25 protein-coding genes and 1 riboswitch are annotated in these 25,769 nt (G+C 63.7%); of the genes, 13 read left to right on the top strand and 12 right to left on the bottom strand.

Features of this window, described 5'->3' with window-relative positions; genetic code table 11:
- The first annotated feature begins 330 nt into the window (after positions 1 to 330).
- Complete coding sequence (locus ATY77_RS17405) at positions 331 to 729, top strand: ester cyclase (protein WP_088688328.1); 399 nt, start codon at positions 331 to 333, stop codon at positions 727 to 729.
- 15 nt (positions 730 to 744) lie between these two features.
- Here ATY77_RS17405 and ATY77_RS17400 read toward each other — a convergent pair whose 3' ends face one another.
- Positions 745 to 1,113 (bottom strand): hypothetical protein, encoded by a 369-nt coding sequence (locus tag ATY77_RS17400; protein ID WP_088688333.1) that lies wholly within the window; start codon positions 1,111 to 1,113, stop codon positions 745 to 747.
- 291 nt (positions 1,114 to 1,404) lie between these two features.
- Here ATY77_RS17400 and ATY77_RS17395 point away from each other — a divergent pair, with 291 nt between their 5' ends.
- Both ATY77_RS17395 and ATY77_RS17390 read left to right on the top strand, forming a co-directional pair.
- Positions 1,405 to 1,806, top strand: coding sequence for a hypothetical protein (locus ATY77_RS17395; protein WP_088688327.1), 402 nt, complete (start codon positions 1,405 to 1,407; stop codon positions 1,804 to 1,806).
- A 127-nt stretch (positions 1,807 to 1,933) separates the two neighbouring features.
- Complete coding sequence (locus ATY77_RS17390) at positions 1,934 to 2,635, top strand: isoprenylcysteine carboxylmethyltransferase family protein (RefSeq protein WP_088688326.1); 702 nt, start codon at positions 1,934 to 1,936, stop codon at positions 2,633 to 2,635.
- A 312-nt stretch (positions 2,636 to 2,947) separates the two neighbouring features.
- Here ATY77_RS17390 and ATY77_RS17385 read toward each other — a convergent pair whose 3' ends face one another.
- Together ATY77_RS17385 and ATY77_RS17380 are read right to left on the bottom strand one after the other, a co-directional pair.
- Positions 2,948 to 3,478 (bottom strand): gamma carbonic anhydrase family protein, encoded by a 531-nt coding sequence (locus ATY77_RS17385; protein WP_088688325.1) that lies wholly within the window; start codon positions 3,476 to 3,478, stop codon positions 2,948 to 2,950.
- A 10-nt stretch (positions 3,479 to 3,488) separates the two neighbouring features.
- Positions 3,489 to 4,184 carry a fumarylacetoacetate hydrolase family protein gene (locus ATY77_RS17380; protein ID WP_088688324.1) on the bottom strand — a complete coding sequence of 232 codons (696 nt, stop codon included), beginning with the start codon at positions 4,182 to 4,184 and terminating at the stop codon, positions 3,489 to 3,491.
- 270 nt (positions 4,185 to 4,454) lie between these two features.
- Here ATY77_RS17380 and ATY77_RS17375 point away from each other — a divergent pair, with 270 nt between their 5' ends.
- Positions 4,455 to 5,207 carry a nucleotidyltransferase domain-containing protein gene (locus ATY77_RS17375; RefSeq protein WP_088688332.1) on the top strand — a complete coding sequence of 251 codons (753 nt, stop codon included), beginning with the start codon at positions 4,455 to 4,457 and terminating at the stop codon, positions 5,205 to 5,207.
- A 770-nt stretch (positions 5,208 to 5,977) separates the two neighbouring features.
- Here the strand turns inward: ATY77_RS17375 and ATY77_RS17365 are convergent.
- Positions 5,978 to 6,958 (bottom strand): SDR family oxidoreductase, encoded by a 981-nt coding sequence (locus tag ATY77_RS17365; RefSeq protein WP_088688322.1) that lies wholly within the window; start codon positions 6,956 to 6,958, stop codon positions 5,978 to 5,980.
- 161 nt (positions 6,959 to 7,119) lie between these two features.
- The gene (locus tag ATY77_RS17360) at positions 7,120 to 7,677 is read right to left on the bottom strand and encodes a DUF308 domain-containing protein (protein ID WP_088688321.1); all 558 of its coding nucleotides are present in this window, start codon (positions 7,675 to 7,677) and stop codon (positions 7,120 to 7,122) included.
- A 138-nt stretch (positions 7,678 to 7,815) separates the two neighbouring features.
- Between ATY77_RS17360 and ATY77_RS17355 the strand changes: the two genes are divergently transcribed.
- The gene (locus ATY77_RS17355) at positions 7,816 to 8,397 is read left to right on the top strand and encodes a TetR/AcrR family transcriptional regulator (RefSeq protein ID WP_088688320.1); all 582 of its coding nucleotides are present in this window, start codon (positions 7,816 to 7,818) and stop codon (positions 8,395 to 8,397) included.
- Positions 8,398 to 8,845: 448 nt separating this feature from the next.
- On the opposite strand, the gene ATY77_RS17350 is transcribed toward ATY77_RS17355, so the two are convergent.
- Positions 8,846 to 10,813 carry an adenylate/guanylate cyclase domain-containing protein gene (locus ATY77_RS17350; protein WP_088688319.1) on the bottom strand — a complete coding sequence of 656 codons (1,968 nt, stop codon included), beginning with the start codon at positions 10,811 to 10,813 and terminating at the stop codon, positions 8,846 to 8,848.
- Positions 10,813 to 14,571, bottom strand: a complete 3,759-nt coding sequence (locus tag ATY77_RS17345; RefSeq protein ID WP_088688318.1) for a FecR domain-containing protein — start codon at positions 14,569 to 14,571, stop codon at positions 10,813 to 10,815. Before ATY77_RS17345 ends, ATY77_RS17350 begins: the two co-directional genes overlap by 1 nt.
- A gap of 127 nt (positions 14,572 to 14,698) precedes the next feature.
- On the opposite strand from ATY77_RS17345, the gene ATY77_RS17340 reads away from it, so the two are divergent.
- Entirely contained in the window at positions 14,699 to 15,238 is a 540-nt protein-coding gene (locus ATY77_RS17340; protein ID WP_088688317.1) for a Pycsar system effector family protein, read from the top strand.
- A gap of 33 nt (positions 15,239 to 15,271) precedes the next feature.
- Here ATY77_RS17340 and ATY77_RS17335 read toward each other — a convergent pair whose 3' ends face one another.
- Positions 15,272 to 15,760 (bottom strand): RidA family protein, encoded by a 489-nt coding sequence (locus tag ATY77_RS17335; RefSeq protein ID WP_088688316.1) that lies wholly within the window; start codon positions 15,758 to 15,760, stop codon positions 15,272 to 15,274.
- Positions 15,754 to 16,479 carry an SDR family oxidoreductase gene (locus tag ATY77_RS17330; protein WP_088688331.1) on the bottom strand — a complete coding sequence of 242 codons (726 nt, stop codon included), beginning with the start codon at positions 16,477 to 16,479 and terminating at the stop codon, positions 15,754 to 15,756. Before ATY77_RS17330 ends, ATY77_RS17335 begins: the two co-directional genes overlap by 7 nt.
- A 189-nt stretch (positions 16,480 to 16,668) precedes the next feature.
- Between ATY77_RS17330 and ATY77_RS17325 the strand changes: the two genes are divergently transcribed.
- The gene (locus ATY77_RS17325) at positions 16,669 to 17,571 is read left to right on the top strand and encodes a LysR family transcriptional regulator (RefSeq protein ID WP_088688315.1); all 903 of its coding nucleotides are present in this window, start codon (positions 16,669 to 16,671) and stop codon (positions 17,569 to 17,571) included.
- A gap of 187 nt (positions 17,572 to 17,758) precedes the next feature.
- The gene (locus ATY77_RS17320; protein ID WP_088688314.1) at positions 17,759 to 18,532 is read left to right on the top strand and encodes a DUF1194 domain-containing protein; all 774 of its coding nucleotides are present in this window, start codon (positions 17,759 to 17,761) and stop codon (positions 18,530 to 18,532) included.
- Between the two features lie 357 nt (positions 18,533 to 18,889).
- Here the strand turns inward: ATY77_RS17320 and ATY77_RS17315 are convergent, their stop codons facing one another.
- The gene (locus ATY77_RS17315) at positions 18,890 to 19,579 is read right to left on the bottom strand and encodes a VOC family protein (protein WP_088688313.1); all 690 of its coding nucleotides are present in this window, start codon (positions 19,577 to 19,579) and stop codon (positions 18,890 to 18,892) included.
- Between the two features lie 146 nt (positions 19,580 to 19,725).
- Entirely contained in the window at positions 19,726 to 20,160 is a 435-nt protein-coding gene (locus ATY77_RS17310) for a 6,7-dimethyl-8-ribityllumazine synthase (protein WP_088688312.1), read from the bottom strand.
- An 80-nt stretch (positions 20,161 to 20,240) separates the two neighbouring features.
- A riboswitch (FMN riboswitch) is annotated at positions 20,241 to 20,385 on the bottom strand.
- Between the two features lie 570 nt (positions 20,386 to 20,955).
- On the opposite strand from ATY77_RS17310, the gene ATY77_RS17305 reads away from it, so the two are divergent.
- Together ATY77_RS17305 and ATY77_RS17300 are read left to right on the top strand one after the other, a co-directional pair.
- The gene (locus ATY77_RS17305) at positions 20,956 to 21,402 is read left to right on the top strand and encodes an SRPBCC family protein (protein ID WP_088673406.1); all 447 of its coding nucleotides are present in this window, start codon (positions 20,956 to 20,958) and stop codon (positions 21,400 to 21,402) included.
- A gap of 183 nt (positions 21,403 to 21,585) precedes the next feature.
- Positions 21,586 to 21,921, top strand: a complete 336-nt coding sequence (locus tag ATY77_RS17300; protein WP_088673750.1) for a hypothetical protein — start codon at positions 21,586 to 21,588, stop codon at positions 21,919 to 21,921.
- A gap of 84 nt (positions 21,922 to 22,005) precedes the next feature.
- Here the strand turns inward: ATY77_RS17300 and ATY77_RS17295 are convergent, their stop codons facing one another.
- Positions 22,006 to 22,230, bottom strand: coding sequence for a hypothetical protein (locus tag ATY77_RS17295; RefSeq protein WP_088688311.1), 225 nt, complete (start codon positions 22,228 to 22,230; stop codon positions 22,006 to 22,008).
- Between the two features lie 324 nt (positions 22,231 to 22,554).
- Between ATY77_RS17295 and ATY77_RS17290 the strand changes: the two genes are divergently transcribed.
- From ATY77_RS17290 to ATY77_RS17280, 3 genes are all read left to right on the top strand, one after another.
- Positions 22,555 to 23,646, top strand: a complete 1,092-nt coding sequence (locus ATY77_RS17290; protein ID WP_088688310.1) for an adenylate/guanylate cyclase domain-containing protein — start codon at positions 22,555 to 22,557, stop codon at positions 23,644 to 23,646.
- Positions 23,647 to 23,745: 99 nt separating this feature from the next.
- Positions 23,746 to 24,711, top strand: coding sequence for an ABC transporter substrate-binding protein (locus tag ATY77_RS17285; RefSeq protein ID WP_088688309.1), 966 nt, complete (start codon positions 23,746 to 23,748; stop codon positions 24,709 to 24,711).
- Between the two features lie 19 nt (positions 24,712 to 24,730).
- The gene (locus tag ATY77_RS17280) at positions 24,731 to 25,735 is read left to right on the top strand and encodes an iron ABC transporter permease (RefSeq protein WP_088688308.1); all 1,005 of its coding nucleotides are present in this window, start codon (positions 24,731 to 24,733) and stop codon (positions 25,733 to 25,735) included.
- Positions 25,736 to 25,769 lie beyond the last annotated feature (34 nt).

Genomic DNA, 25,769 nt, shown 5'->3' with positions numbered 1-25,769 from the left:
CCAAGCGACTATTCGGTCGTACGTGACGATGACGAAGATCCCAGGCTCATTCACGGTTGTAACCGGAGGGAGGGCGGGCGACTTCGTCACGCCTCTGGCCGGGTGGCCACCCGGCCAGAGGCGCAATCGCTTCCATCGCACAAAATCTCTAACGTGCAGATACAAGGGTGGGTGGGCTAACGTCGCCGACAGATTTACCGTCGGCGGATGGAGATGGTCTGCCCTTATAACCTAGACGATCGCCTCGCGCTCGGGCGTACTCGCCGCTGGTGGGCGCGAATTTCGGCGCTATCTCTGCCGCGACGCTGTCGGCAAGCCAGGAGCGCGCCCGTGACCAAAACCGAGCTCGAAGACACCTACCGTGGCTACATCGCCTGCCTCAACCGGCAGGACTGGGCGGATCTCGGCCGGTTCGTCGATGATGGCGCGGTCCATAATGGCCGGCGGCTCGGGCTTGCAGGTTACGTCGCCATGCTGGAGCGGGATTTCGACGAGATTCCCGATCTTCATTTCAATGTGCTGATGCTGGTTGCCGATCCGCCTTATCTCGCCTGCCGGCTCCAGTTCGACTGCCGGCCGAAGGCACAGTTTCTCGGCCTCGATGTCAACGGCAGGCGCATCTCCTTCGCCGAGAACGTGATCTACGAATTTCGCGGCGGCAGGATCGTCGAGGTCTGGTCGGTGATCGACAAGTCGGCGATCGAGGCTCAGTTGGCGAGTGGGAACTGATGGTCCGTCGCTGCATCAGATGATGGCGGTGCGCTCGCCGAAAGGCGTGTCGTCGTCGAAATTGCGGGTGCCGATCCGCTCGCTTTCGCCTGATAGCAAGGGTCGTTCCGCTTGCTCGCCGGCCTGTTCGCCGTCTTCCGATGCTGCATGCCTGCGCCGCTTTTGCGCCTCCTCGTCATCGACGAGCAGATCGGCATGCGGGATGAGATCGTTTGCCGCTTCCTTTTCGGCGGCTCTCTTGAATGCCAGCTGATCGGCGGTGATCTCTGACTGGCGGGCGGCGACCCAGGCATTGTCGGGCTCGGCGTCGATCGACGTGCTGATGCCGATCCTGGTCGGTTCTGATGCGGCGGTGGAGGTGATGGGTTTGATCGCGTCGACCATGAAATCTCCTGCCGGCAGCTTCCCGGATTGGCGAAGGCGGACCGTCATGGAGACATATCGGTTCTGAGAAGAAAATCGCAAGAGAGGCATAGGCCACGCTTCGGAAAAGCTTAAAACCGGGTGCGGCTGGACTAAATTCGACGAAGAATTGCATGTCCGATTCGCTGCTTGACGCGTGCAAGATGTAAGAATCAGAAACACTTTGTGACTAAGTCCCTACAAAAGCAGCGTTTTTCGACTTGCGGCGCAAGAAGAGATGACAGATATTGCTCAAATGTTGAGGACCCTGTCATGATCCGAATGATAGAAAACCCGGCCGAGCTCGCCGGCGAAGACATCACTGGCAAATATATTCTCCGCAAGCTCAACTATCACTGGTTCGCTTACGGCAAGGCAGCCATCGTGACCGCCTGCAAGGGAACGATCCTCCATCTCGACCGGGAGGAAACGGTCTATTCCGAGCGCTGGGGCCGCCGCGCCTATACCGGTACCGGCAAGCGTTACCCCGGCGGCATTTGTCCCATTTCGGCGGTCGCCTGTGTCTGCGATACGCCCGACGACGTCAACGCCGTCATTCAGCTGGATGTCGAGGCGCAGGACGAATTCTATCAGCTGATCGCCAAGACCGAAGCGAGGGTTCGTGCACTCGCCGCCTCGTCGGGGGCGAGCCAGTTTCTGGAAGCGGCCGAGTAAGCCTGTCATTTTCTGGGATGCTAGCGGCTTGCTGCGCGGCTTTCACCTCCTAAATCCGGCCTGGGGCTGTTAGACCCGGACGAGATCTGCCGGCAGCAGGGCGCGTCCGCGGGTGCGGAGAACGGTCATGACGCAGCAGCAGACCCGGTTCGGCCAGGCCGTCGCGCCTTCGCTCGGCTCGCTCGCCATAACAGTCATCATCATGTTCGCCGCGCTGTTCTGGCCGGCCGGCAGGCTCGACTGGCCACGCGGCTGGATCTTCCTCGGTCTCTTCATCGCGCTGACGGCAGTCGCGATCGTCTGGATCTGGCGTTCGAATCCGGATCTGTTTGCGGCGCGCAGCCGATATCAGAAGGGCACCAAGCCCTGGGACGCCGTGGTTGCGACGCTGACAATCATCCTCTTCGCCGCCATCCTTCCGGTCGGCGCCTTCGACGACGGGCGCTTCCACTGGGCGCCGCAGCCGGGCTGGGTCGTGCTGATCGGCTATATCCTGATGACGGCGGGCTACCTCGGCCTCACCTGGGCGCAATCGGTCAACCGCCATTTCGAGCCGACGGTGCGCATCCAGACCGACCGCGACCACAAGGTCATCGATACCGGCCCCTATGCCGTCATCCGCCACCCCGGCTATGCCTTCGCCATCGTGCTCGCCGCCGGCATGGCGCTTTCGCTCGGCTCGCTCTATGCGCTGATCCCCGCGGGGCTGCTGGTCGTCGTCTTGTTCGGGCGGACGCTCGGGGAGGAGATGGAATTGCGCCGGGGGCTCGAGGGATATGTGGAATATATGGATCGGGTGCGGTGGCGGTGGGTTCCGGGTGTGTGGTGAGGGGTGATTGTGGTGTGCCTATCTTGCCCTTCGCTTGGGCTCAGGGCACTCGCTCCTCGCGTCGCTCACCCCCTCATCTGCCTGCCGGCATCTTCTCCCCGCTTGGGAGAAGCGGAATCGAAGCGGCGTCTCGCCCTTCTCGAGCGGATCCTCTGTGACGCGAAGCCCTCGGCTTGCTGCCTCTTCTCCCCAACGGGGAGAAGATGCCCGTTAGGGCAGATGAAGGGGGGTGAGGAGCGAAAGCGACGAGCGCCTTGAGCGGCAAGCGAAAGGCAGATGGAGGATATATTCCCGGAGAGAAACCTCCGCCAATCAACCTATCTGCTTCAGATCCCGCGCAAAGCGCTGCCAATTCTTCACATAATTTTCTGCCGAGCGCCTGATGCCCTCGACGGCCTTCTCATCCATCACCCGCACCACACGCGCCGGCGCTCCGACGATGAGCGAATTGTCGGGAAACTCCTTGCCCTCCGTCACCAGCGCATTGGCGCCGACGAGGCAGTTGTTGCCGATTTTTGCGCCGTTGAGGATGGTTGCGCCCATGCCGATCAGCACGTTGTCGCCGAGCGTGCAGCCGTGCAGGATGGCGTGGTGGCCGATGGTGCAGCTTTCTCCCGTCGTCAGCGGAAAGCCCATGTCGGTATGGGCCATGACGCCTTCCTGGATGTTGGTGCCGGCGCCGATGGTGATCTTCTCATTGTCGCCGCGCAGCACCGAGCCGAACCAGATGCCGACATTCTCGCCGAGGTCGATATCGCCGATGACATGCGCATCCGGCGCGATCCAGTGGAGGCCGGCGGGCGGCAGTTTCGGCGTCAGTCCGCCAAGCGCGTAGATGGGCATGGGCCTCTCCTCACACGACGTCGACCGACAGCGTCGCCACGCCGTCGATGCCACAGGTGATGCGGTCGCCCCTCGCAACCGCGCCGACGCCGGCCGGCGTGCCGGTCATGATGATGTCGCCCGGCGCCAGCACGAAGAGCTTGGACAGTTCGGCGATGATCTCCGGCACCTTCCAGATCATCTGGTTGAGGTCGCCGTCCTGCATGCGTTTGCCGTTCTGCTCCAGCCAGATCCGGCCGGCGGCGGGATGGCCGAGACGGCTTGCCGGCATGATCGCCGAGACCGGGGCAGAATGTTCGAAGGCCTTGGCGAGCTCCCAGGGGCGGCCGAGCTTCTTTGCTTCGCCTTGCAGGTCGCGGCGGGTGAAATCGATGCCGACGGCATAGCCATAGATGCAGTCGAGCGCATTCTCGGCCTTGATGTTCGCGCCGCCCGCCTTCAGCGCCAGCACGCATTCGACCTCGTAATGCACGTCGTTCGACAGCGGCGGATAGGGAAATCCATTGCCTGCCGGCAGCAGATTGTCGGCATTCTTCTGGAAGAAGAAGGGCGGCTCGCGCGTCGGGTCATGGCCCATTTCGATCGCATGGTCGGCATAGTTGCGCCCGACGCAATAGACGCGGCGCACCGGAAAACGATCGTCCCGGCCATCCACCGGCAGCAGAACCGGGGCGGGAAGCGGGATGACGGTAGCGAGATCGGACATGGGCGGGCCTTCCTGTTGACGAGTCTTGGCGTCATCTTAGACGCAAAACTGCGGGGCGGGGAAGCATTCTTGCCGGATTGACGCTACCGCGGCCGGACGATACGCTGGCAGTCATGAGCAGGAATTTCGCAGTCTCCACGTCGTCTACGACCACCGCCCGGGCGGTGGGTGGCGGACGCGTGAACTGAATTCCATTCATTGCTGCCGAGACCAACCCGCCGGAAACGAGCGGGTTTTTTGTTGCCGCTCGTCTCCCCATTCGAGGACGAGATCGTGGATATCCAGAAACAGATCGTTGCCGAGCGGGCGCTTGCCGCCGCTCGCCGCGCCCTTGCCAGCCGCTATGCCGGGGCCGCCTTCGCCTATGTCTCCGGCTCCATCATCCGCGGCGAGGGCACCGCCTTCTCGGATATCGACCTGGTCGTGGTGTTTCCGTCGCTGGAAAGAGCCTGGCGGGAATCCTTCACGGAAGAAGGTTTTCCGGTCGAGGCCTTCGTCCATGATGAAGAGACGCTGGCGCATTATCTTCATGCCGATGCCGAGAGCGGCTATCCCATCATGGTCAACATGGTTGCAACGGGCAGCATCGTCGGGCCGGAGAGCGAGCGTGCGCGCCTGATCCAGGCGAGGGCGGCGGAAGTGCTGGCCGCAGGGCCGAAGCCGCTTGCCGGCGCAAGCTACGACATGCTGCGCTATCAGGTCACCGATCTTGCCGATGACCTGCGCGGCGACCGCCCGCCGGAAGAAATCGCTGCCATCGCCGCGGCTCTCCACCAGAAGCTTGCCGACCTGATACTGCTCGGGCGCGGCGCATGGACCGGCCGCGGCAAATGGGCACCGCGCCTGTTGCGCAGGCTCGATGTGCAATTGGCGGACGATTTCGACGCTGCGTTCAGGCTGGCGGCGCAGGGCGATGGCGGCCGGCTCCTCGCATTGGCCGACCGCGAGCTCGCTTCGCACGGCGGCCGCCGTTTCGACGGCTTCAGGCAGGAGGCTCCGCTGGAGGCGCGGCGACGGGAATAGCCAGGCCGCCAGGGCGCCGGCGCCCAAGGGAGCCTCAGAGGAGCGTTGGAGGATGCCGCGCCCATGCAGAGGCGTCGGAGAATGGCGCTGTACCTTTAGCGGGCGGACAAGACCTCGCATCTGGGCAAGCACAAGGCACCTGCCGCCGGATCACCCCGGACGGTCGGCGCCATTGCAATAAGCTGCCGGTTGGGTAAGGTGAATTGTAATATTATTAAAACCAAAGGATGAAAGAAGAATGCCGGGCTCGCGATTTTTCAGAGCAAACCATATTCTCATTTCCCTATTTTCCGTAGCTTTGGGTCTGTCCGGATGCGTGACTACCCAGGATGGTGTCCAAGTCTCCACGGATCATAGTCGCGCCGTGAGTGGAGAGCGGACAAAAATGGGCCAGTCTTACAATTTGAATGCAGACTGTACCGCTGCGACAATGCCGAGCATAAAGCTGGTGCAGCCCCCCGCGCATGGATCGGTGGAATTCGTCAGCGAAAAGATCTTCTCACATTATCCGACAGGCGCCCCTCAGATCAGGTGCAACTCCCGGAAATCGCCTGGCGTGTCCGAATATTATACTTCCAGTAGCGGATACTCCGGAAAGGATATGTATAAGGTGAGGGTGTCCTACGGCGAAGGAACGATCAAGGACGTGACGGTCAATATCAATGTAAGGAAGAAATAGAGTAGGCGGCCGTCGTCGAAATTATTTCCAGCCGGTCATTCCTTGATAAGCGAGGCGATAGCGCATCCGTGGCGCACTGTCGCCCTCCAGTCTAACCGAGAGCGCCTTGCTCGGCGCAAATCCTGTCGATCAGGGCATCGATCTCGCCCCTCGGCGGCCGGCTTTTGGCCAGACGCTGCTTGAGGTGCATGATCGAGTCGGCGAGGATCTCGTCGAGGCTTTCGGCGCAGGTGAAGTCGCCTGCGACGCGCTTGACCTTGGAATTGTCGAAGATCGCGGTCCAGGCCTTGTCGCCGAGGAGCGGGCCGATCCATTCCTCGTTGTAGCGGATCAGCGTGTCCGTCGGCACGTGGACGATCTTCGCCTCGACGCCGAGCAGCCTTGCGATCGTCTTCTGGATATCGTCCCAGATATGGGCGCGGTCGGAAGTGATGTGGAAAATCTCCTTCAGCGCCGCCTGCTTGCCGAACAGGCCGACGAAAGGCACGGCGAAATCGACCGAGCGGGTCAGCGTCCAGGGCGTGTGGCCGTCGCCGGCGACGATGATCGGCTCGCCGTCCAGCATGCGCCTTGCCATGATGTCGCTGTCGCCCATCATGATCGGCAGGCCGGTGCGCACGGTGTGGCTGGGGCGCACGATCGTCCAGGCGAGATTGCCGGACGTCTTGAGCAGCTCCTCGCAGGCGATCTTGGCCTGGCTATAGGGCCAGTAGGGATTGATCGCCGGCGTCTCCTCGGTGATCACGTAGTGACGCGGCGGCTTTTCATAGACCGAGGCCGAGGAGATGAAGATGTACTGGCCGCAATGGCCAGAAAAGACCCCGATGTCGCGGGCAACCTGATCGGGCGTGAAGGCGATGAACTGGCAGACGACGTCATATCCGGCCTTGGCGAGATCGGCGTAGGCGCTCGATCCCAGCTCGCCGACGATCGAGGTGACACCGGCGGGCAGGGCGGCATCCCTCAAGCCGCGATTGTAGACGCTGACATGGTGGCCCGCGGCAACGGCGCGTTCGACGCAAGGATAGGAAATCTGGCCGGTGCCGCCAATGAAGAGAACGTTCAAAGCCATGGGGGTGACCTCGGGGTCTATGGGCGGGGACTGTGATCACCCTTCATAGCGCGAAAGACTGTCATCGTCTTGCGCAAATCTTGCGCATCGCCGAGATCTTGAATGGCCCGCATACAGGCTCCGGCGGCGGCAAGTTTGCCGCCGCAAGAACCGGATAGCGCCTATGCATGCGCCTTGCGACGCGCTGCGACGGCAAGCCAGATCGAGGAGAGCAGGAAGTAGAATGCGCCGAAGCCCGCATAGGGCACGATATCGAGGATCGTCGGCGTGGCGGAGCCGAGCGATCGGCCGATCATGAAGCCGCCGGCAAGGGCGGATTGCGCGCCGCTCAGGATCATCACCCATTGGGCGCCCTCGGTGCGCCAACGCCTGACGCCGGTAGAGAGCTGCAACAGGCCCGAGAGGATCGCCCAGGCCCCGAAGACGGCGAGGACGGCATTGGTGCCGACGCCGAGCGCGATGACGACGGCGAGCGCCGTGACCGTGCTGACCGCGACATTCAGCGTCTGCGACGGATTGGCCCGCAGGCCGCCATTGACCCGGGCGTCGACCAGATTGGCGAGCGCATCCCACAAGGGATAGATCACCAACAGCAAGGCCGCAGCGCCGGGCTGCCCGGCGAGGAGAATGGCGGCGGCAATCCAGACGAGCGAAAATGCGGCGCGGGTGAAATAATAGGATCGTAGCCAGTCGGACTGGTTCGAAGGTTGTTTTTGCATCGGCAGGCTCCTTGTTTTGTCTACCTACTAGTAGGAAGGCAGTGAAAAGGAGTCAATGCGGTTCGCGGACACCATCTTGTGACGGGAGAGCCAAGCCCCAGGGCTTGACAATCCCCCTACCAGAAGGTAGGCGGCGCTATGAAATCAACGGCTTCGACCTCTGAGAAGATCCTCGATATCGCGCAGTCGCTCATCGTGGCGGGTGGCTATAACGGCTTCAGCTATGCCGACATCTCGGCTGCGATCGGCATCCGCAAGGCGAGCATCCACCATCATTTTCCTGCCAAGGCCGAGCTGGTCGCGGTGCTGGTCGATCGCTACACTAGGCAGGCGCAGGCGGGATTGCAGTCGCTGCGCGAGCAGGCCGCAAGCCCTGCCGATCAGCTGCAGTTCTACATCGACTACTGGCGTTCCTGCATCGAAAACGCCTCGCAGCCCTTCTGCGTCTGCGCCATGCTCGCCAGCGAAATGCAGATGCTGCCCGACGAGGTGGCCTCACGCGTCCGCGCCCATTTCCAAGGGCTGGCGGCATGGCTGACCTCGGTGCTGCAGGCCGGCGTAGAGCAGGGCCTGTTCCGGCTAGACAAGCGGCCGGAAGAGCAGGCCCAGATGCTGATGGCCTCGGTCCATGGGGCGATGCTGTCAGCGAGGGCTCTTGGCGATCCTGGATTGTTTATCGCGGTGGTTGGACCTGAGATTGCCATGCTGCGGGCCGCATAACGATCTCCTCCCGTCGATCTGGCGGATGCCGCGGCGAGGCCCAAGAGAGCCTCACCCTGAGTAGGGGCCTCGAAGGACGAGGCTGGCGCGCTGTCGGTTGATGGATGCAAGGGACAATGTTGCGGCGTGTCCTTCGAGGCTTCGGCCTATGGCCTGCGCACCTCAGGATGAGGGAGGTTAGAGTGTGCCGCGCGATAGTAGCGGCGTTGGAGGATGCTGCACCGATGACAACGGGCGTTGGAGGATGCCGCCAGCGCTCAAGAGAGCCTCATCCTGAGGTGCCCCGCAGGGGCCTCGAAGGGCGAGGCGGGTGCGCTGGCGGTTATGGATGCAAGGAGCAACGCTGCGGCGTGTCCTTCGAGGCTCCGGCCTTCGGCCTGCGCGCCTCTGGATGAGGAGCGTTGGAGTGTGCCGCGCTCAACTCATGTGGCGACAAATTGCTGCGCCGTCATTCCCCGCCTTCTGTCAGTCCATCCCGCACGATCGCGTAGTAGGAGGCAAGCTCGGGTATGTCAGCAGCCAGTTTGTCGAAGACGGCATCGGATGGCACAAGCGTGCCGGCATATTTCGCCTCGATGAAGGCCTGATGCGCCGCCAGCGCTGCGGCGCCGGCCTTGTGCACGACGGTAAAGACGGGCGAGGGGACGGTGCGGCCCTTGACGATGATGCGGTCGAGTTCGACGGTGGTGTAGTCGGCGGCCACCAGCCTTGCGGTTTCTTCGCCGAGCAGCAGGGCGACGCCGTAATTCTTCGAGGCGCCTTCGAGGCGGGAGGCGAGGTTGACGCTGTCGCCGAGGCAGGAATAGTCGAAGCGGCGGGTCGAGCCCATGTTGCCGACGATGCATTCGCCGGTGTTGATGCCGACGCCCATCTTCAGGACGTGCGGCTTGCGGCCGAGCGCTGCCGCTTCCCGCTCCAGCTGGCCGTTAAGCCTCGAAATCGCCGCCTGCATGGCAAGCGAGGCGCGCACGGCGTGGAGGGCGTGGTCGGGATCGTCGAGCGGCGCGTTCCAGAAGGCCATGATGCAGTCGCCCATATATTTGTCGATCGTGCCGCCGTGATCCATCACCACGTCGGAGAGCGGCGTCAGCAGCCGGTTGATCAGGCCGGTCAGCTGCTCCGGATCGTCCTTCAGCGTCTCGGCGATGGTGGTGAAGCCCCGCACATCCGAGAACAGCACCGAGAGCGTGCGCCGCTCGCCGCCGAGCTTCAGCTGCGAGGGGTCGTTCGACAGGCGCTTGACGAGATCGGGCGAGATATATTGGGCGAAGGCGCGGGTGATCTGGCGCTTGTTGCGGCGCTCCTCGGCAAAATCGAAAGCGGCCTGGCCGAAGACGACGGAGATATAGGCGACGGTCGGGCCGAGCGGCGAGACGAAGACATGGGCAAGCCGGATGCCGGCGGCGCTGACGGCTGCGAAGGCGAGGAGGGCCGCGGCACTGGTCACGATCGTCAGCCATCCGGTCGAGCGCCAGACGGTGGTGGCGGCCAGCAGCACCGATATCAGGATGCAGGCGGCGACCGTCGGCAGCCGGGCTTCGGCGATCGACAGGCCGCGGCGGATATTGTCGTAGATCGTGGCCTGGATCTCGACGCCGGAGACGAGCTTGCCGGTATGCACCGTATAGGGCGTCGCAAAGGCGTCGACGCCGCCCTTGTCGATCGCCGGCGCATTCTGCAGGCTGAGGCCGACGAGCACGACGCGGTCCTTGAAATAATCCGGCGGCAGCAGGCCCTTCGGATCGAGCGCCTGGTAATAGGAGACGGTGGGATAGCTGCGGGCCGGGCCGAAGGATTGGATGAGTTGGCCGGCCGGCAGGGCTTCGGGAGCCACGCCGGCCGCCTTGGCCAGCATGGCGGCAAAGCCGTCCTCATAGCCCGGAATGCGCCGGAAGATGCCGTCGCCGCTGAGATCAATCGAGGCGATGCCGGTCACGGCGCCTGCTTCCGTCAGCTGCGGCAGCGGTGTCGCGCGGATCAGCTGCGAGGCCTGCGGCGTCTCGATCAGCGTTTCGTCGCCGGCCAGCACGATATCGGGGCCGACGGCCCTGGTGATCGCCGCGTCATTATCCGGGTTCGAGGGCTCGGCCATGATGATGTCGAGGCCGATGACGCGGGCGCCGGCGGCGCGCAGCTGGCTGATGAGCTCGGCATGTAGGCTGCGCGGCCAGGGCCATTGCGCGTTGATATCGGCCAGCGAGGGTTCGTCGATCGCAACGATGACGGGTCCGCCGGGCGGCGGACGGGGATCGTCGACGGTCGAGAGATAGTCGAAGCTTCTGAGCTCCAGCAGCGACCAGGCGGGCAGGCGCGACAGCAGCGAGATGGCGATCAGCGTCGTCAGCGACAGCACCAGGAGCCTGAGATGGCGGCTGCCGGTCTGCCTAACCTGCCGGGGTTTCTCCTGCGCCCGCATCAGAAGCGGACTTTGAGCGTGCCCTTGAACGCGCGGCCCCAGCCGGGCACGCCGGGCGTGATCTCGAAGTCCTCGTCGAGCAGGTTATAGGCGGCGGCCTCCAGCTCGATGCGCTTGTCGAACGGCTCCCAAACGAGGTGAGCGTCGAGGCTCCAGTAATCGTCGAGCTTGGTGCCGAACCGATCGCCGTCGCGTTCGCCGATATAGTTGGCGGCGAGCGTCGTCTTGACCTTGGCTTCGTTGACCCAGGTCAGTGCAATCTGCCCGGAATTCTGCGGTATGAAAGGAAGAGGGCCGCCATAGATCGGCTCAAGCGGATCCCGGTTTTCCGAATCCATATAGGCATAGGTGGCCGACAGGCCGAAGCCGTTGCCGAGCGCCACGTTGGCGGTGACGGCAGCGCGATCGATCCTGCCGCGCGAGATCGGCAGGCTGGTATCGGAGGGAAGCGAGATCAGCGGAAAATCGACCGAGAAATCATGCAGTTCCTGATGCTGGTATTCGACCGAAGTGAAGAAGCGGTCGGTCCATTCGGCATCCCACTGCAGGGCGACCGTATCCGTATAACCCCGCAGGTTGTTGGAAAATTGATTGGCCTGCAGTCCGAGTATGCCGATCGGGGCAAGGGTCGGCACGGTGGTGTCGAAGCTTTGCCGCACGAAGGCGGCGCGCAGCCAGTGGTTTTGAATCGGCGTCCAGGCGAGGCCGAAGCGCGGCTCCAACCGACTGACATCGATGCCGTCACCCTCCAGGCGCGTGGCGAACAAGGCGTATTCGCCCTTGAGATCGGGGGTGATTTCGTGCAGCACATCGACATAGGCGCGGCCGATATTGATGCGGTTGCTGAATGTGTCCGGGCCGTCGGTGGTTTCGGGAATGAGCGGCAAGAGCGGGAAGAGTTCCCGAAGGCGAGAGAAGGTGGTCGTGCTGGCATCGATCCAGCCACCTTCAATACCATACCGCCAGGTCAGTGGTCCGCTGCCAATGGAGTGGCTGAGAGCGCCGATATAGGTCTTCGAAGACACTTCCTCGGTTGCATCCAAGAACGGAATAATGTCGGGGTCTGGCAGACCTAGAACCGGTGCATCATCGACCTGCAGGGAGTTTGACGTTTGCGACTTGCTCTCCGAATAGAGGAGGGCACCGTTCAATATGTTTTCGTAACCGAAGGTGTGGCTCCAGCCTAGGCCGGCATTCGTCGCCTCGTTGATAGAGCGTCGATAGCTATATTCCGAAGAGATTTCAGTCCGAACTCCGAAGCCCAAGAGGTTGAGAAAATCAGTCAGTGTCGAGCCTTGGGATAGCGCGTTCAGCGTTCCATCATTCTTGCCATGGTTGACGAAGGCCACCACGCGATCGTCAGGCGTGACCGTCGCGGTCAGATAACCGTTGGCGCTCAGCAACTTGTTGTCCGTCTGAACGCCGCCGAAATCCCGATAATCGCGATCGAGCGCCAGCTCTTCCCAGGTCAGATTGCCATAGAAGCTGATCGGGATCGTCTCGTTGGAATAGCCTTGGATATCGGCCTCGCCGATACGTCTCGTATGGCCGTCGACGCTGTTGATGCCGCCGCCGAGCGAGCCTTCGATGAAGGGCACGTCGAACAGTGTTGCCGAGCGCGAACGGCCCGACAGCATGTGCGGAGAGAGCAGCAGGCCCTGGATGAAGGATGAGTAGCTCGACGCGTTGCCGCGGTTCTGGATGATGTTGTCGTCGCTGAAGCTCGTCGCGTTGACGAAGGGAAAGATGCTGCCCTTGATCGACTGGTCGATATAACCGGTGCCCTTGAAGGGATCGAAGACGGCATCGCCGTAATAGCGGCCCCAGGCATCCAGGCCCTGCAGGCGGAAGGCGTTGTTGAGCGTCGATCCGGCGCTCGCATTGGCGCCGAGCGAGCCGTAATCGCCGCCGCGGGCGCGCGAACGGCGCAGGTATTCCTGAGCGTTGCGGATCGCGCCGTCGGCGTCGTAATCGTCGATATCGACCGCAGTGCGGAAGGCCGAGATTGCCGGGTCGTTGTCGTCGAGCCGGTCGGCATTGTCGAGCGCCTGCTGGGAGGGGATGCGGTCGCCTTTTTCGTAGTGAGCGGCGGCGAGCATCAACTGCGACTGCGAATGGCCGGGATTGGCGGTGCTGGCGGCCAGCAGGTCCTGCAGCGCCTTTTCGCGCTCGCCGGTTTGCAGGTAATAGCGGCCGCGGGCGAGCAGAGCGAGATCGAAGGATGGATCAAGCGCGATTGCCGTGTCGATTTCGCGCTTGGCTTCCTTCATCCGCCCCTGGTCGAGATAGAGGATCGAGAGGTTTGCGCGCAGCAGCGGGTCCTGCGGATCGAGCTCGATCGCCTTCTTGAAGGCCTTTTCCGCTTCGCCATTGGCATCGCGCGAACTCTGCAGCAGGCCGAGCGAATTCAGCGTGCCTGATGCGCCGGGAGCAAGTGCGATGGCGCGGTTAAGGTCGGCAAGCGCCCCGTCGATGTCGCTTTCATAGGTCGCCCTGTAGCCGGCACGGGCCGACAGAGCCATGGGATGATCCGGGTCGAGCGACAGCGAGCGCTCTATCGCTTCCTTCATCTGCTCGCGGTCATCGGTGAGTTCCGCCAGCTGGGCGCGGATCGCCGGCAGGGTCGGATCGTCGGGATAGCGCTGCTCGGCTTTCTTGATGATCTCGATCGCTGCGCGCGGGTCCTTCAGGAAGCCCGTCGTATAGGCCTGCATGATCGCGCCATAGGGGCCGGTAGTATTGGCCGGCGGCGGTTCGGCATGGGCGGGATCGGCGAGCGAGCGGGCGAAATAGCCGCCATATTGCGCCATGTTGCGACGTGTCGGGTCGAGATGCGGCAGAGCCTTCTGGAACAGCTTGGCGGCATCGGAATAGCGCTTCTCCGAGCCGGCGATGGTGGCGTCGATCAGGTCGACGCGCGCCTGCTGGGCCGCCGTCAGCTTGCGGCCGCGGATCTTCTGCAAGGTTGCGGCCGCGGCCTGGCGGCCGTCGAAGGCGCTCTGCACTTCGGCGAGCTCCAGCCAGTCCTCGGTCGTGCGCCGCTCCGGCGGCAGCGCCAGCAAGCGGCGGCGCTCGGAGGCCATGCGGTCGGCCCGCAGCGGCGAGGTCGGCATCAGGTCGAAGCCATCGCGCAGGTCGAGATAGAACAGCATCTGCTCGCGGTCATCCGGATTGACGCTGATGATCTTGGTCGGCGCCTGGCCGATGGTGGCGACCGCCCCTTCGCCTTCGCTCACCTCGACGCTGCCCTGCGGGTTGGAGAGCGCGACGCGCCCTTCCAGCACGATCATCGAGGTCTTGGCGCCCTCGACCGTCATCGTCCAGTCGGTGCCGCGGATGGCGGCCGCCGCCGCAGGCGTCTCGACCGTCAGGCCCTGGCCGCCGCGCTCGGCGCGCGCCCAGATCGTGCCGGACTGCAGATTGAGGATCGTGTCGCCGCTCGCCGCCATCTTCTTGACCTGTAGCGAGGAATTGCGGCCGAGACGGACCTGGGTGTGATCGGAAAAGACGATGGCGAGCTGGCCGTTGGCATTGGTGCGCAGCACGTCGCCGGTCAGAAGATCCTGATTGATGTCGACGACGCGCCAATCCGACACGTCGATGAAACGGACTTCCTCGCCGGTCTTGCGGGCGATGACGGAGCCTGCGACCGGCGTTGCGCGCGGCACGGGATCGGCCATCGCCGGCAGCCCGAAACCGGGCACTGCAAACGCCAGCGCCACCCCGACGCGACAGATGTTATTGGAATAACCGCGCATGACTCCGCCCCATACCCGCTTCCCCTTTGTCCGTGTAGAGTGGAAAAGTCAAGCATGTTGCACACGTGTTCTTGCTTTCGTTCCAAAGTGTACTATCAGGGAAACACTTTGAGGGTGGAGTATTCAGGTGAGCGAATTCGAAAGTGCCACGGACGTTATGCTGAGCAACCCGTCGAGCGGCGACGTCAGCGCCGAGTATTTTGACCATATCAAGAAAATCAACGACATATTTTATGATCAGATCAAGATATCCGATCAAAAGGCTGCCTATATCTTTACTTTCATGCTCGCCTTTCTGGTCAGCTCCAGCGAGGTGAGGGCGGTCTTCAGCCTGGCGCGTTATACCGGCGGCACGTCGGGCAGCGTGCTGTTCTCCGGCCTGCTTGCCGCAGCCTCGGTCTTTTCCATCCTGTCGGCGATTCTCGTCGTGCTGCCGCGGCATCTCGGCACGTCCACCTCGCTGTTCTGGGGCGCCTGGCCGAAGCATCGCGACATGTTTTTCGACGCCGCCCTCCGGCGCGACGAGCGCTACCTCTTCGACCAGTATCTCGAAAACGCCAACATCCTCTCCGCCATCGCCCGCAACAAATACCGCTGCGTCACCTTCGCTTTTCGCGGGTTGATGGTGAGCGTGATCGCGTATGTCTTGCTGTTGATTGCGGGGTGAGATGCAGGGCGCGCCGCGGCGCGCCCTTGCCATTCAGTCCTCGACCTCAAGCACGAGTTCGAGCTCGATCGGTACACCCAACGGCAGGCTGGCGACGCCGAGGACGACCCGGCCGGAGAGCCTGTCTTCGCCGAAGACCTGCAGCAGCAATTCCGATGCGCCGTCGGCGACCTTCGGATGGTCTCGAAAATCGCCTTCGGTGGCGATGTAGACACCGAGCTTGGCGACCTTTGCCACCCTGTCCAGCGAGCCGAGATATTCCCTGGCGGCGGCAAGGGCGCTCAGCGTCGCCGTCTCGGCCGCCTTGCGGCCGTCTTCGGCAGTCAGTGCGCCGCCGACGCGGCCGATATAGCGGGGCTTGCGGTCGACGACCGGCAGCATGCCGCTGAAGAAAACCAGCTTGCCGGTCCTGACCGCCTCGACATAGGCGCCGAAGGGCGTCGGCGGCGGGGGAAGGGCGATGCCGAGATCCTGCAGCCGGCGTTCCGCACCGGCTGCCTTCGTTTCGAGCGGGTTTACCATTTGCCGAGATGTGCGCCGCCGTCGACGTGCAGCACCTCCCCGGTGACCCGCGGCGCTTCGGTCAGGAAGACCACCGCATCGACGATCTCATCGACATTGGAAATGCCTGCCATCGGCGAGAGCGTCTTCAGGAAATCCTTCGGGTTGTCCTTGTGCAGCGGCGTATCGACGACGCCGGGAGCGACCGTGTTGACGCGGATTCCGTCACTTGCATATTCCATCGCGAGGTTCTTCGAGATGGCGTCGATGCCGCCCTTGGTCATCATCGAAACCGAGGCGGAGAAGCCGGCGATCGGATGGTCGATCAGCGGCGTGGTGATGCTGACGATGTTGCCGCCCGTCTTCTGGGCCAGCATCTGCCGGATGACCTGCTGGGTCAGGTGGATGAAGCCTTCGAGGTTGGTCGAGGAGAGTTTGCGGAAATCCGTCATCGTGTAGTCGATGAAGGGCTTGGTCAGGAAGATGCCGGCATTGTTGACGAGCGCGTCGATCGAGCCGAAGCGGTCGATCGCGGTTTTGGCCACGCGCGCTGCGGTCTCGGCGTTGCCGATATCGCCGTCGACGAGGGCCAGCCTGTCGGAAGCCTTGAGAGCATCCGAGGTGCTGACCTGACGCGAGGTGGCCACGACGTTGTAGCCGCGCTCGACAAAGGCGTTGACGAGGCCGGCTCCGATACCCTGGGAGGCGCCCGTGACGATGACTGTCTTTTGCTTGGTCATGTTGAACTCCATTGATCTGGTTCGGGCAACGCGGGCCATGCACAGGCGGGGTCGCTCGAGATGGGGCCGCTGCGATCGCGCCGCCATCGGGTTGTGGTTGTTTTCGCAAGGTGAATATGGCGAAAACCCGATTGCGCGATTAGATGGAAATATCTGGATTCTCTTTTGCATTCATGCAAAGGTCTCGACATGGCCGATCTCAACGACATCGCTGTTTTCGTGAAAGTGGCGCAGTACGGCAGTTTCAGCCGTGCGGCGCGCTCGCTCGGCATGCCCGTTTCAACCGTCAGCCGGAAGGTGACGTCGCTCGAAGAGCAGCTTGGCGTGACGCTCATCCAGCGCACGACGCGTAAGCTCAGTCTTACCGCGCAGGGGCAAGCCTACTACGCCAGGTGCAGCGAGCCGCTCGCCCATCTGCTCGATGCCGAGCAGGCGCTCACGCAAACGCAGAGAAAGCCGGAAGGCCTGTTGAAGATCTCCGTTCCCGTCATCTTCGGGCAGGAAGCCTTTTACGAATTCGTCTCTTCCTTTCTGAAGGCCTATCCCGATATCCAGATCGATCTCTTCGTCACCAACCTGTTCCTCGATCTGGTGGCCGAGAATATCGATCTCGGCATCCGCTTCGGCGAATTGAAGGATTCCTCCATCGTCGCGCAGCGGCTCGGCAAGAGCGTCCGGTATCTCGTTGCCGCCCCGGACTATCTGAAGGGCAGGGCACCTCCTTCGAAGCCGGAGGACCTCAGGGATCACGACTGCGTGCTCCTGAACGGCCGCAACGGTGAAGCGGAATGGCATCTGGTCAGCGGACGGAAATCGATCGGCGTCAGGGTATCGGGGCCGGTCTCCAGCCGGGATTTCGACGCGGTCAGCGCCTTCACCTATCGCGGCCACGGCATCGGGCTGCTGCCCTCGACCTATTGCGACGAAGAGATACGCAAAGGCGAGCTCGTCCGCCTGCTGCCGGACTGGTCATCGGAGGAAATCTTCGTGCATGCCGTCTATCCCACCCGGCGGTTTTTGCCGCTGCGCCTGCAGGTCTTTCTCGAAGCGCTGAAGGCATGGAAAAGCCCCTTATGGCTGCCGCTGCATTGATGGCATGGGTTTGGCGCTGAGGCAGGGAAGCGCTGCCAGCTCAGAGGCACCGCGGTCATGACAGCCTCGAAATGGCGAGCCGAGCGCTTTTCCATCACCGAAAATTGAAGCCGCGCGCGTGCCGGTGCACCCTTCCCAGACCAAGCTGTGATAGAGTTGCGCGGCTTGAATGCGTGGGGATCTGCCGATGCTGACGACGCTTGCGGTGCTCATGGGTCTTTCCGGTGTCGCTCCGGCGGCACAGGCTGCGGTAAACGAGGTCGATGTAACGCTGGTGCTTGCCGTCGACACCTCGCGGTCGATGGATTTCGAGGAGATCAGCATCCAGCGCGAGGGTTACGTCGAGGCGCTCAAGCACAAGGAATTCATCGCCGCGGTCCAGAGCGGGCTCACCGGGCGCATCGCCATCAGCTATTTCGAATGGGCTGGCTACGTCGTCCAGGATTCGATGATCGACTGGCAGGTGATCGAGACGGAAGCGGATGCGATCGCCTTTGCCGACAAGCTCGGCGCCCGGCCGATCGCCACCCAGCGGCGCACCTCGATCTCGACTGCGATCGACCAAGGCGCCAGCATGATCGTCACCAGCCCCTTCCAGGGCCGGCGCGAGGTGATCGACATTTCAGGCGACGGCCCGAACAATTCAGGCGATCCGGTGACACCCGCCCGCGACAAGGCGGTGGCAAGAGGCATGGTCATCAACGGCCTCGCCATCATGCTGCGCCCTTCCGATGCGCCGGGCGGGCTCGACAAATATTACGCCGATTGCGTGATCGGCGGCCCCGGCGCCTTCGTGCTGCCGGTCCACAAGATCGAGGATTTCGCCATCGCCGTGCGCCGCAAGCTGGTGCTGGAGATCAGCGGCCTTCCTCCGCCGGCAAAGGTGCGGAAGATCGCCGGCCTGCCGGCGACGGATTGCCTGATCGGCGAGAAGCAGTGGCGGGATATATTCGAGCGGTGAGCGGCGGGTGCTCGCAAGGAGCGATGCCGGAGCGCGTCCTTCGAGGCTCCGGCCGTTGGCCTGCGCGCCTCAGGATGAGGGGCGTTGGAGCGTGCCGCGCCCTCAATTCGGGGCGTTGGGGCGTGCCGCGCCGTCAAATCAGGGGCGTTGGCGGCAGGCGCCTCAATGACGGGCTGCTGCGGGATCAAGACGCTCGTGAGCAACCGACGCAATATCCTCCGCCTGCTTTTATCAGCGCGGCATTCTCCAACGCTCCTCATCCTGAGGAGCGCAGGCCAGAGGCCGGAGCCTCGAAGGACGTGCCGCAACAGCGCGTCCTGTATCCGCAAGTCTCAGCGGTGACCATCCTGCCACTGCCTATAGCGGCAGCTCCCGGCCGGCCTGTTCGCTGACCATGTATTCGGCGTACCAGTCCGGCCAGTTCTCGTCGTATTGGCCGCCGTTGCGTTTCTCGTGTTCGCCGTGGGCGCTGGCTGCGCGGCGGAGCGCGGAGGCCAGGTCGCTCGAGGTCGAGAAGGCCGTTTCTTCGGCGTCGATGCGGCCGGGCAGGCGGGTGGTGACTTCCTGGAACAGCCAGCCGTTGCCGTCCGGATCCTTGAAGGAGGCGAAGGAACGGTAGCTGCGATGCTCGGGATCGCGGCCGGCGATGCGCAGGCGCCCGAAGAGATAGGGTTCGTCCTTGCCGGCATAGACGCCGGATGCGTCGTGGAAGACCTCGCTCACTGCGACGCCGCGGGCGATGAGATCGCGGCGGGCGGCCTCGACGTCGGAGACGACGAGGTAGAGGCCCTGGGCGGAGCCGGGGGCGGCAGCGGTCACGTTCCTGCCGAAGATGATGGCGCAGCCGGAGCCGGGCGGGGTGAACTGGATCACGCGGAAATCGGCGTCATTGGCGAAGTCGGCGTCGAGCCGCCAGCCGAGGCCGTCGTAAAAACGTTTGGCGCGGTCGACGTCGGAAACGGGGATGACCACCACTTCGAGCTTGGTGTCGGCGGGCCGTGTTCTGATGGATTCTGTGGGGGTTTCATTGCGCATTGCATTGCTCATCTTCAGCTCCCTCAAGGTTTGGACGCATTAAGAATGGCGATACATGTCGGGTCGAGTGGACCACAGCGCGGGCGAGGCGTCGAATCAATTCTTCCCTTCGCAAGGAGAAGACGGCGGGCTGGTCCCGCCGTCAGTTGCGCAGTTCCTTAGGCCGCAAGAGCGGCGCGCGTCTTGCCGATCATCAGGGCGGCGCGGGCCGCCTCGCGGCCTTTCTCGACGAAATGCGCGCGGTAGATCTGCGTGTGGTGCTCGGTTTCCTGGTAGTGATGCGGGGTGAGCGAGACCGACAGAACCGGGACGCCGGTATCCATGCCGGCGCGCATCAGGCCATCGACGACGGCCTGGGCGACGAATTCGTGACGGTAGATCCCGCCATCGACGACGAAGGCGGCGGCGATGACAGCGGCGTAGCGGCCGGACGCCGCAAGATCGCGCGACAGCAGCGGCATTTCGAATGCGCCGGGAACGTCGAAAACGTCGATCTGCTCAGCTGGAATAAGCTGCTGGAAACCTTCGAGCGCACGGTCGACGATATCGGCGTGCCAGCCGGCTTTGACGAAGGCATAACGGGTGGGTGTCATGGTAATCTCCTTTGGCGTACAGACACGTCACCCAAGGCGATCACGAACGTTCACCGGCTGCCGGCAAGGGCAGCAGGAACGCGCGTTCTCTTTCATCCGGACTATGACCGTCGGCTCAGGCATCTCACCTGATCTGCTGACCCTTCCCTAGAGAAGGCGCTCGCGGGCTCGCAATCGAAACTGCATACCGCCGGTAGGGACTTTCACCCCGCCCTGAGAACGGCGCGACAATAGGGGCAAGGCGGCGCGCTGGCAATAGGGGGGAATTGGTTCTGAGGCGGTGTGGGCCGCAATCTCAGGGAGGCATGCTTCGGCTGATTGTCTTCCACCTACCTATCCATAGGCGTGATGGAAGCCGCTTGCCTTTCGCTTGCCGCTCAAGGCGTTCGTCGCTTTCGCTCCTCACCCCCCTCATCTGCCCTAACGGGCATCTTCTCCCCGCTGGGGCGAAGGGGGAGCAAGCTGCACGGGTCTTCATTCCATTGCGAACGTTCCAAAGAGCGAGACGTTGTGGCGATTCCGCTTCTCCCCGGCGGGGAGAAGATGCCGGCAGGCAGATGAGGGGGTGAGCGGCCGAGCCGCGAATGCACGGAGCGGAAGCGAAGTGCACAATGACGAGTGGCGTTGCGACGTTTAGTAGCGGCACCGGTGCCGACGATGCGAGGAGCGGCTTCCATCGCCCTTGCTCAGCGCGCTCCTCCGCCTACATGCTTCCATGAGGACATTCACGCCGAAGCAGCATCACGCGCCGTCCCGCATCAGGCGGGGCCAGCCACCACTATCATGGGAGGAGGCATGCCAGAGTCTTTCGTCGTGCGCCGCGAGGCGCATATTGCGGCGCCGCCGGCGGCGGTATTTGCGCTGATGACGGATCCGGAGAAGATTTTGCGCTGGATGGGAACGGAGGCCGAGATCGAGCCGGAGCCGGGCGGGCTCTATCTCGTCAACGTCACCGGCGCCCGCTTCGCCAGGGGCTCGTTTCGCGAGGTCGTGCCGGTGCACCGGCTCGCCTACAGCTTCGGATGGGACGGCAGCGAGGTGGTGCCGCCGGGCTCCAGTCTGGTCGAGATCGACCTGATCGAGCAGCCGGACGGGACGTTGCTCCGACTCACCCATAGCGGCCTGCCGAGCGAGGAGCAGTGCGCCGGCCATGCCGAGGGCTGGGCGCATTATCTCGGGCGGCTCACCGCGGTCGCTGCCGGCCGCGATCCGGGTCCTGATCCTTTTTACGGCAGGACATGAATGATTTTCCGCGGGCGCGGGGCGCTTCTCAAGCGCTTGCCGCTGCGGGAAAAACGGCCGGCCGGGGCTCGATCGGCCGTCAAAAAGCACGGTTTTTTCACCTGCAAACATGAATGCCCGGTTCATCTCCAGTTCAATTTGCCAACCCTAAGGTGGGTACGGCTGGATGAAATGGAGTTTTCGATGAAGGCACTTTCTATCGCGGCTGCCTTGCTTGCTGGCAGCCTCTCGATCGGCACAGCGCAGGCGATGCCGATGGGAACAATCAACGTCCCGAGCAAGGTCGCGAGCGATGTCACGAAGGGCGATGTCACCAAGGTCGACTACGCCTGCGGCCGCGGCTGGCACCTGACCCGCTGGGGCGAATGCCGCCGCAACTGGCGCCGCCCGCCGCCGGTGGCTTTCTATGGCGGTCCGCCCCGCTGGGGTTGGGAACGCCGCCACCGCGACTGGGACGGCCCGCGCTGGCGCCATGAACGCCGCTGGGACCGCGAGCGCCGCTGGCGGGACGACTACTAAAAGCCTCCGCATGAGGCTGACGAACGAAGGCCGGTGCGATGTTTCGCCCGGCCTTTTCCTTTGGATCCTGTGGTCGTGCCGAGGTCAGATCCGGCTGACCAGCCAGTGCTTGCCGTCGATCAGCTCTTCCAGCTCGATCGGGTCCTTGACGCCGAATTCGAACCATTCGACGAGTTCCTTCGCCTTCCGCGTGCTCTCTTCCGCGGTGAACTCGATCTCATAGCGTGCGCACCACCGCCGAAGGATCGTCGTCAGCAGCGTCATGTCATTCCCATCAAGCGGATCTTTCGGCCAGAATGTCGTGCCCATAGCAACCCCTCAATCGCTAAGGACAGGCTGGCACATTATGAAACGAATGTCCCGCAATCCAAAGGTGTATATCTGGTTGTCTTCCACCGTCGAGGCAGGTTTTCAACAGGGTTTTTCGGTGGTGGGCTTGACAGGGGTGGCGGGCGGCTCCGGCGGGAGATTCGTTGGGCATGCGGGAGCATCCGCACACGGATGCCCTGGGGGAGATAGAGCCGAGAGGAGGCCCTTCCGGACAGCCCTTGGCTGTCCTGCCGGGCCGCGGGAGCATCCGCGGGCGGATGCCCCGGGCTTGCGGAGCCTTGGGGGCGGTGCCATTCTCGGCGCATGGATCTGCCTTCCTCCCTTGCCTGGCTGGTTGACGAGGCTGCGGCGTCGCCCGGTCCCGAGCGGTTTCTGGCCGAGCTCGGGCGCCGGCTGCTTGCCGAAGGGCTGCCGGTTTCCGGCGGCGCGCTGACGCTTTCGGTGCCGCATCCGATCATTGCGCGGCGCACCTGGCTGTGGCGGGCCGAGACCGGGGCGGTCATCGAGGCGCTCGCCTTTGCCGCAGCACCGCGCAGCGATGCCGGGCGCGAGTGGCTGGCCGGGCTCGGGCCGGTCTGGGAGGAAAGGATAGGGCCTTCGCAGGATGACCCGCTGCTCGGATGGGCCGGCGTTGCCAATAAGGCAGGGGCGGAGGCCTTCGCTCCCGAAGAAGCCGCCCGGCTGCGGCAGGTCGCGCGTTTTGCCGCCGCGCCGCTTGCGGCACTTGCGGCGCGGGAGGCGCGGACGGCGCTGCTCGAAGCCTATCTCGGCCGGCGCAGTGCGGCCCGGGTTCAATCCGGCGCGCTCGCCCGCGGCAGCGGCGAGACCATCCGCGCCGCTCTTCTCTGCGCCGATCTGCGGGATTTCACCGCACTTTCCCAGGTCACCGAGCCGCATGCGATGATTGCCGCGCTCGACGCCTATTTCGACCGCGTCGCCGGCGCCGTCCATGCTTTCGGCGGCGAGGTGCTGAAATTCATCGGCGACGGCGTGCTGGCGATCTTTCCGGTCACGACAGGCGCGGAAGCGCGGGGCGACCGCGAAGCCTGCGAGGCCGCGCTCCGGGCGGTCGCGGCCATTCGTGCCGGCATGATCCATCTCGACCGGATGCGTGAGGCCGAGGGGCTGGCGCCGCTGCCCTTCGGCGCCGCGCTGCATTTCGGCGAGATCCTCTGGGGCAATATCGGCGCGGCCGACCGGCTGGATTTCACCGCCATCGGCCCGGCGGTCAATCTGGTCAGCCGGCTGGAAGGGCTCTGCAAGCCGCTCGGCCGAAGCGTGCTGATCTCCGGCGCCGTCGCAGAAAACACCGCGGCCACCCTGACGCCGCTCGGCGAGCATGCCCTGCGCGGCATCGCCGAGCCTTGCGCCGTCTTCACTCTGGCCGAGGGTTGAGCCAGCATCGTCTTCGAAGCAGACGCGCAAGAAAATCATGATTGTTAAACTCCGCTTTTTTGGCTAAAGCCTGCCGGTACGAGAGGGGAGTTTTCAGACATGACTCGATACGCACGCCAATTTTTCTCCGCCCTGGGCTTGTCCGCAATGCTGGCGGCAGGCGCCACGCATGCCGATGACAAGAAGGTCTCGATCGTCGACGACCGCGGCGTGACCGTCGAAGTCCCGGCGCAGCCGAAGCGCATTGCCTCGATTTCCTATTTCGCCGATGACGTCGCACTCGCGCTCGGCATCAAGCCGGTCGCCAGCACGTATATGACGGCAGGCCGCGAGCCGGACTTCCTGCTCGGCCTGACCGCCGGGATGAAGCAGATCGGCCAGCGCGCCAAGCCCAATCTCGAGCTTCTCTCCGAAGCCAAGCCGGACCTGATCATCGCGATCCGCCGCTATACGGTCGGCAATGCGGCGCAGTTGCAGAACATCGCGCCTTACGTCGCCTATAATATGGAGCTGCTCGAAGAGAGCTACAGCGAAACCGCCGCTCTTTCGAAGCTGCTCGGCAAGCCCGAGCGCGGCGAGCAGCTGAACGCCGATTTCCGCAAGCATCTGGCGGAGTTCGCCGCCAAGGCGCCGAAGGACAAGCATCCGCGCTTTTTGATCATGTGGGGTGGTGCGACACCTTTCGCCTTCCACACGGAAAACACCTCGGCCTCGATCGTCGCTGCGATCGGCGGCGACAATGTTCCCGGCCCGAAGACCCCGGGCGGCGAGTTCGGCATCGACCTCAGCCTCGAAACCATGCTGGAGAAGGACCCGGAAGTGATCTTCGTCTACGATTCCGGCCCGGATCGCCCGCATGAGAGCAACCCGATCTGGTCGCAGCTTTCGGCGGTCAAGAACAACCGGGTCTTCTATGTCGGCGACCAGTGGGTCGAGACTAACGGCCCGATCGCCCGCGAAATCGTGCTGCGTGAGGCCGCGCACTACCTCTATCCCGACACGTTCCCGGCCGTCGACGTCAAGGCGGAAGCCGCCAAGCTGATCCCGGCCGAACTGCAGAACTAAGCCGGGGACGAGACCGGCGATGAGCCCCCGGCAATCATTCCTGGCCATAGGGCTCATCGTCATCGCCGCTATTCTGGCGGTGTTGCTCGGCTTGTTGATCGGCGCCAAGACGCTGTCGGTTGAAACCGTCATCCGCGTGCTCCTGGCGCCCGATGGCAAGATCGAATCCATTCTCGTCTGGACGCTGCGGCTGCCGCGCAGCCTGACGGCGGCTGCCGGCGGAGCGGGGCTTGCCGTTTCCGGCTATGTGCTGCAGACGCTGACGCGCAATCCGCTGGCCGATCCCGGCATTACCGGCGTCACGTCGGGGGCGGTCGCACCGATCGTCTGCTGTTTCGTCTTCCTGCCCTTGGTATCGCCGGCCTATTATCCCTTCATCGGCCTTGCAGGCGGGCTCGCGGCAGCTTCGGTGACGTTCTGGGTTTCGCATGGCGGGCAGGGACGGCCGCTGCAGCTGGCGCTCGGCGGCGTCAGCGTCTCGCTCTTCCTGGGTGCGATCACCACCTATGTGCTGCTTTTGACCGGGCCGCAATCGGCATCGCTGCTCTTCTGGCTCGCCGGCGGTTTCCAGGGGCGCAGCTGGTCGCATCTCTTCTACATGCTGCCCTGGACGATCGCCGGCGTCGCCGGCGCGCTCTTGCTGCGGCGTGTCATCGCCATGTTCATGCTGAGCGATCATGCGGCGGCCGGCATGGGCCTGCAGCTCGGCCTGTGGAAACCGCTCATCCTCGTTCTCGCCGTCCTTCCGGTCGCGGGCGTCGCGCCGGTCGCCGGACCGGTCGCCTTCGTGGGGCTCGCCGCTCCTCACATCGCCCGGCTGCTGAAGCCGCGCGGCACGGGATGGGAGATTGGGCTCAGCGCTGCTCTCGGCGCGCTGATCGTCAGCGTCGCCGACGTCTTGGCGCGCAGCATCGCCATCCCGCGCGAGCTGCCCGTCGGCATCGTCACCGCGCTGCTTGGCGGGCCTGTCTTCATCTATCTCGTCCAGCGCGGGCGGCTGAGCCTAGCGGGTGAGACCCGATGAGCGCCCCGGCATCGACATCGGCCGCTTCGCCAGG

Source organism: Rhizobium sp. R634 (assembly GCF_002211305.1).
GTDB lineage: Bacteria > Pseudomonadota > Alphaproteobacteria > Rhizobiales > Rhizobiaceae > Rhizobium.
Note: the sequence above shows the minus strand (reverse complement) of the source record. Positions and strands in the feature narration are given on the sequence as shown.

What these genes read in the sequence shown, in the direction of transcription:
- ATY77_RS17300 (WP_088673750.1), top strand. Translation starts at nt 21,586, where the DNA reads ATGAAGGCACTTTCTATCGCGGCTGCCTTGCTTGCTGGCAGCCTCTCG.
- ATY77_RS17345 (WP_088688318.1), bottom strand. Translation starts at nt 14,571, where the DNA reads ATGCGCGGTTATTCCAATAACATCTGTCGCGTCGGGGTGGCGCTGGCG.
- ATY77_RS17400 (WP_088688333.1), bottom strand. Translation starts at nt 1,113, where the DNA reads ATGGTCGACGCGATCAAACCCATCACCTCCACCGCCGCATCAGAACCG.
- ATY77_RS17365 (WP_088688322.1), bottom strand. Translation starts at nt 6,958, where the DNA reads ATGGCTTTGAACGTTCTCTTCATTGGCGGCACCGGCCAGATTTCCTAT.
- ATY77_RS17360 (WP_088688321.1), bottom strand. Translation starts at nt 7,677, where the DNA reads ATGCAAAAACAACCTTCGAACCAGTCCGACTGGCTACGATCCTATTAT.
- ATY77_RS17380 (WP_088688324.1), bottom strand. Translation starts at nt 4,184, where the DNA reads ATGTCCGATCTCGCTACCGTCATCCCGCTTCCCGCCCCGGTTCTGCTG.
- ATY77_RS17355 (WP_088688320.1), top strand. Translation starts at nt 7,816, where the DNA reads ATGAAATCAACGGCTTCGACCTCTGAGAAGATCCTCGATATCGCGCAG.
- ATY77_RS17350 (WP_088688319.1), bottom strand. Translation starts at nt 10,813, where the DNA reads ATGCGGGCGCAGGAGAAACCCCGGCAGGTTAGGCAGACCGGCAGCCGC.
- ATY77_RS17325 (WP_088688315.1), top strand. Translation starts at nt 16,669, where the DNA reads ATGGCCGATCTCAACGACATCGCTGTTTTCGTGAAAGTGGCGCAGTAC.
- ATY77_RS17310 (WP_088688312.1), bottom strand. Translation starts at nt 20,160, where the DNA reads ATGACACCCACCCGTTATGCCTTCGTCAAAGCCGGCTGGCACGCCGAT.
- ATY77_RS17285 (WP_088688309.1), top strand. Translation starts at nt 23,746, where the DNA reads ATGACTCGATACGCACGCCAATTTTTCTCCGCCCTGGGCTTGTCCGCA.
- ATY77_RS17295 (WP_088688311.1), bottom strand. Translation starts at nt 22,230, where the DNA reads ATGGGCACGACATTCTGGCCGAAAGATCCGCTTGATGGGAATGACATG.
- ATY77_RS17290 (WP_088688310.1), top strand. Translation starts at nt 22,555, where the DNA reads ATGGATCTGCCTTCCTCCCTTGCCTGGCTGGTTGACGAGGCTGCGGCG.
- ATY77_RS17330 (WP_088688331.1), bottom strand. Translation starts at nt 16,479, where the DNA reads ATGACCAAGCAAAAGACAGTCATCGTCACGGGCGCCTCCCAGGGTATC.
- ATY77_RS17335 (WP_088688316.1), bottom strand. Translation starts at nt 15,760, where the DNA reads ATGGTAAACCCGCTCGAAACGAAGGCAGCCGGTGCGGAACGCCGGCTG.
- ATY77_RS17305 (WP_088673406.1), top strand. Translation starts at nt 20,956, where the DNA reads ATGCCAGAGTCTTTCGTCGTGCGCCGCGAGGCGCATATTGCGGCGCCG.
- ATY77_RS17385 (WP_088688325.1), bottom strand. Translation starts at nt 3,478, where the DNA reads ATGCCCATCTACGCGCTTGGCGGACTGACGCCGAAACTGCCGCCCGCC.
- ATY77_RS17390 (WP_088688326.1), top strand. Translation starts at nt 1,934, where the DNA reads ATGACGCAGCAGCAGACCCGGTTCGGCCAGGCCGTCGCGCCTTCGCTC.
- ATY77_RS17315 (WP_088688313.1), bottom strand. Translation starts at nt 19,579, where the DNA reads ATGAGCAATGCAATGCGCAATGAAACCCCCACAGAATCCATCAGAACA.
- ATY77_RS17320 (WP_088688314.1), top strand. Translation starts at nt 17,759, where the DNA reads ATGCTGACGACGCTTGCGGTGCTCATGGGTCTTTCCGGTGTCGCTCCG.
- ATY77_RS17280 (WP_088688308.1), top strand. Translation starts at nt 24,731, where the DNA reads ATGAGCCCCCGGCAATCATTCCTGGCCATAGGGCTCATCGTCATCGCC.
- ATY77_RS17395 (WP_088688327.1), top strand. Translation starts at nt 1,405, where the DNA reads ATGATCCGAATGATAGAAAACCCGGCCGAGCTCGCCGGCGAAGACATC.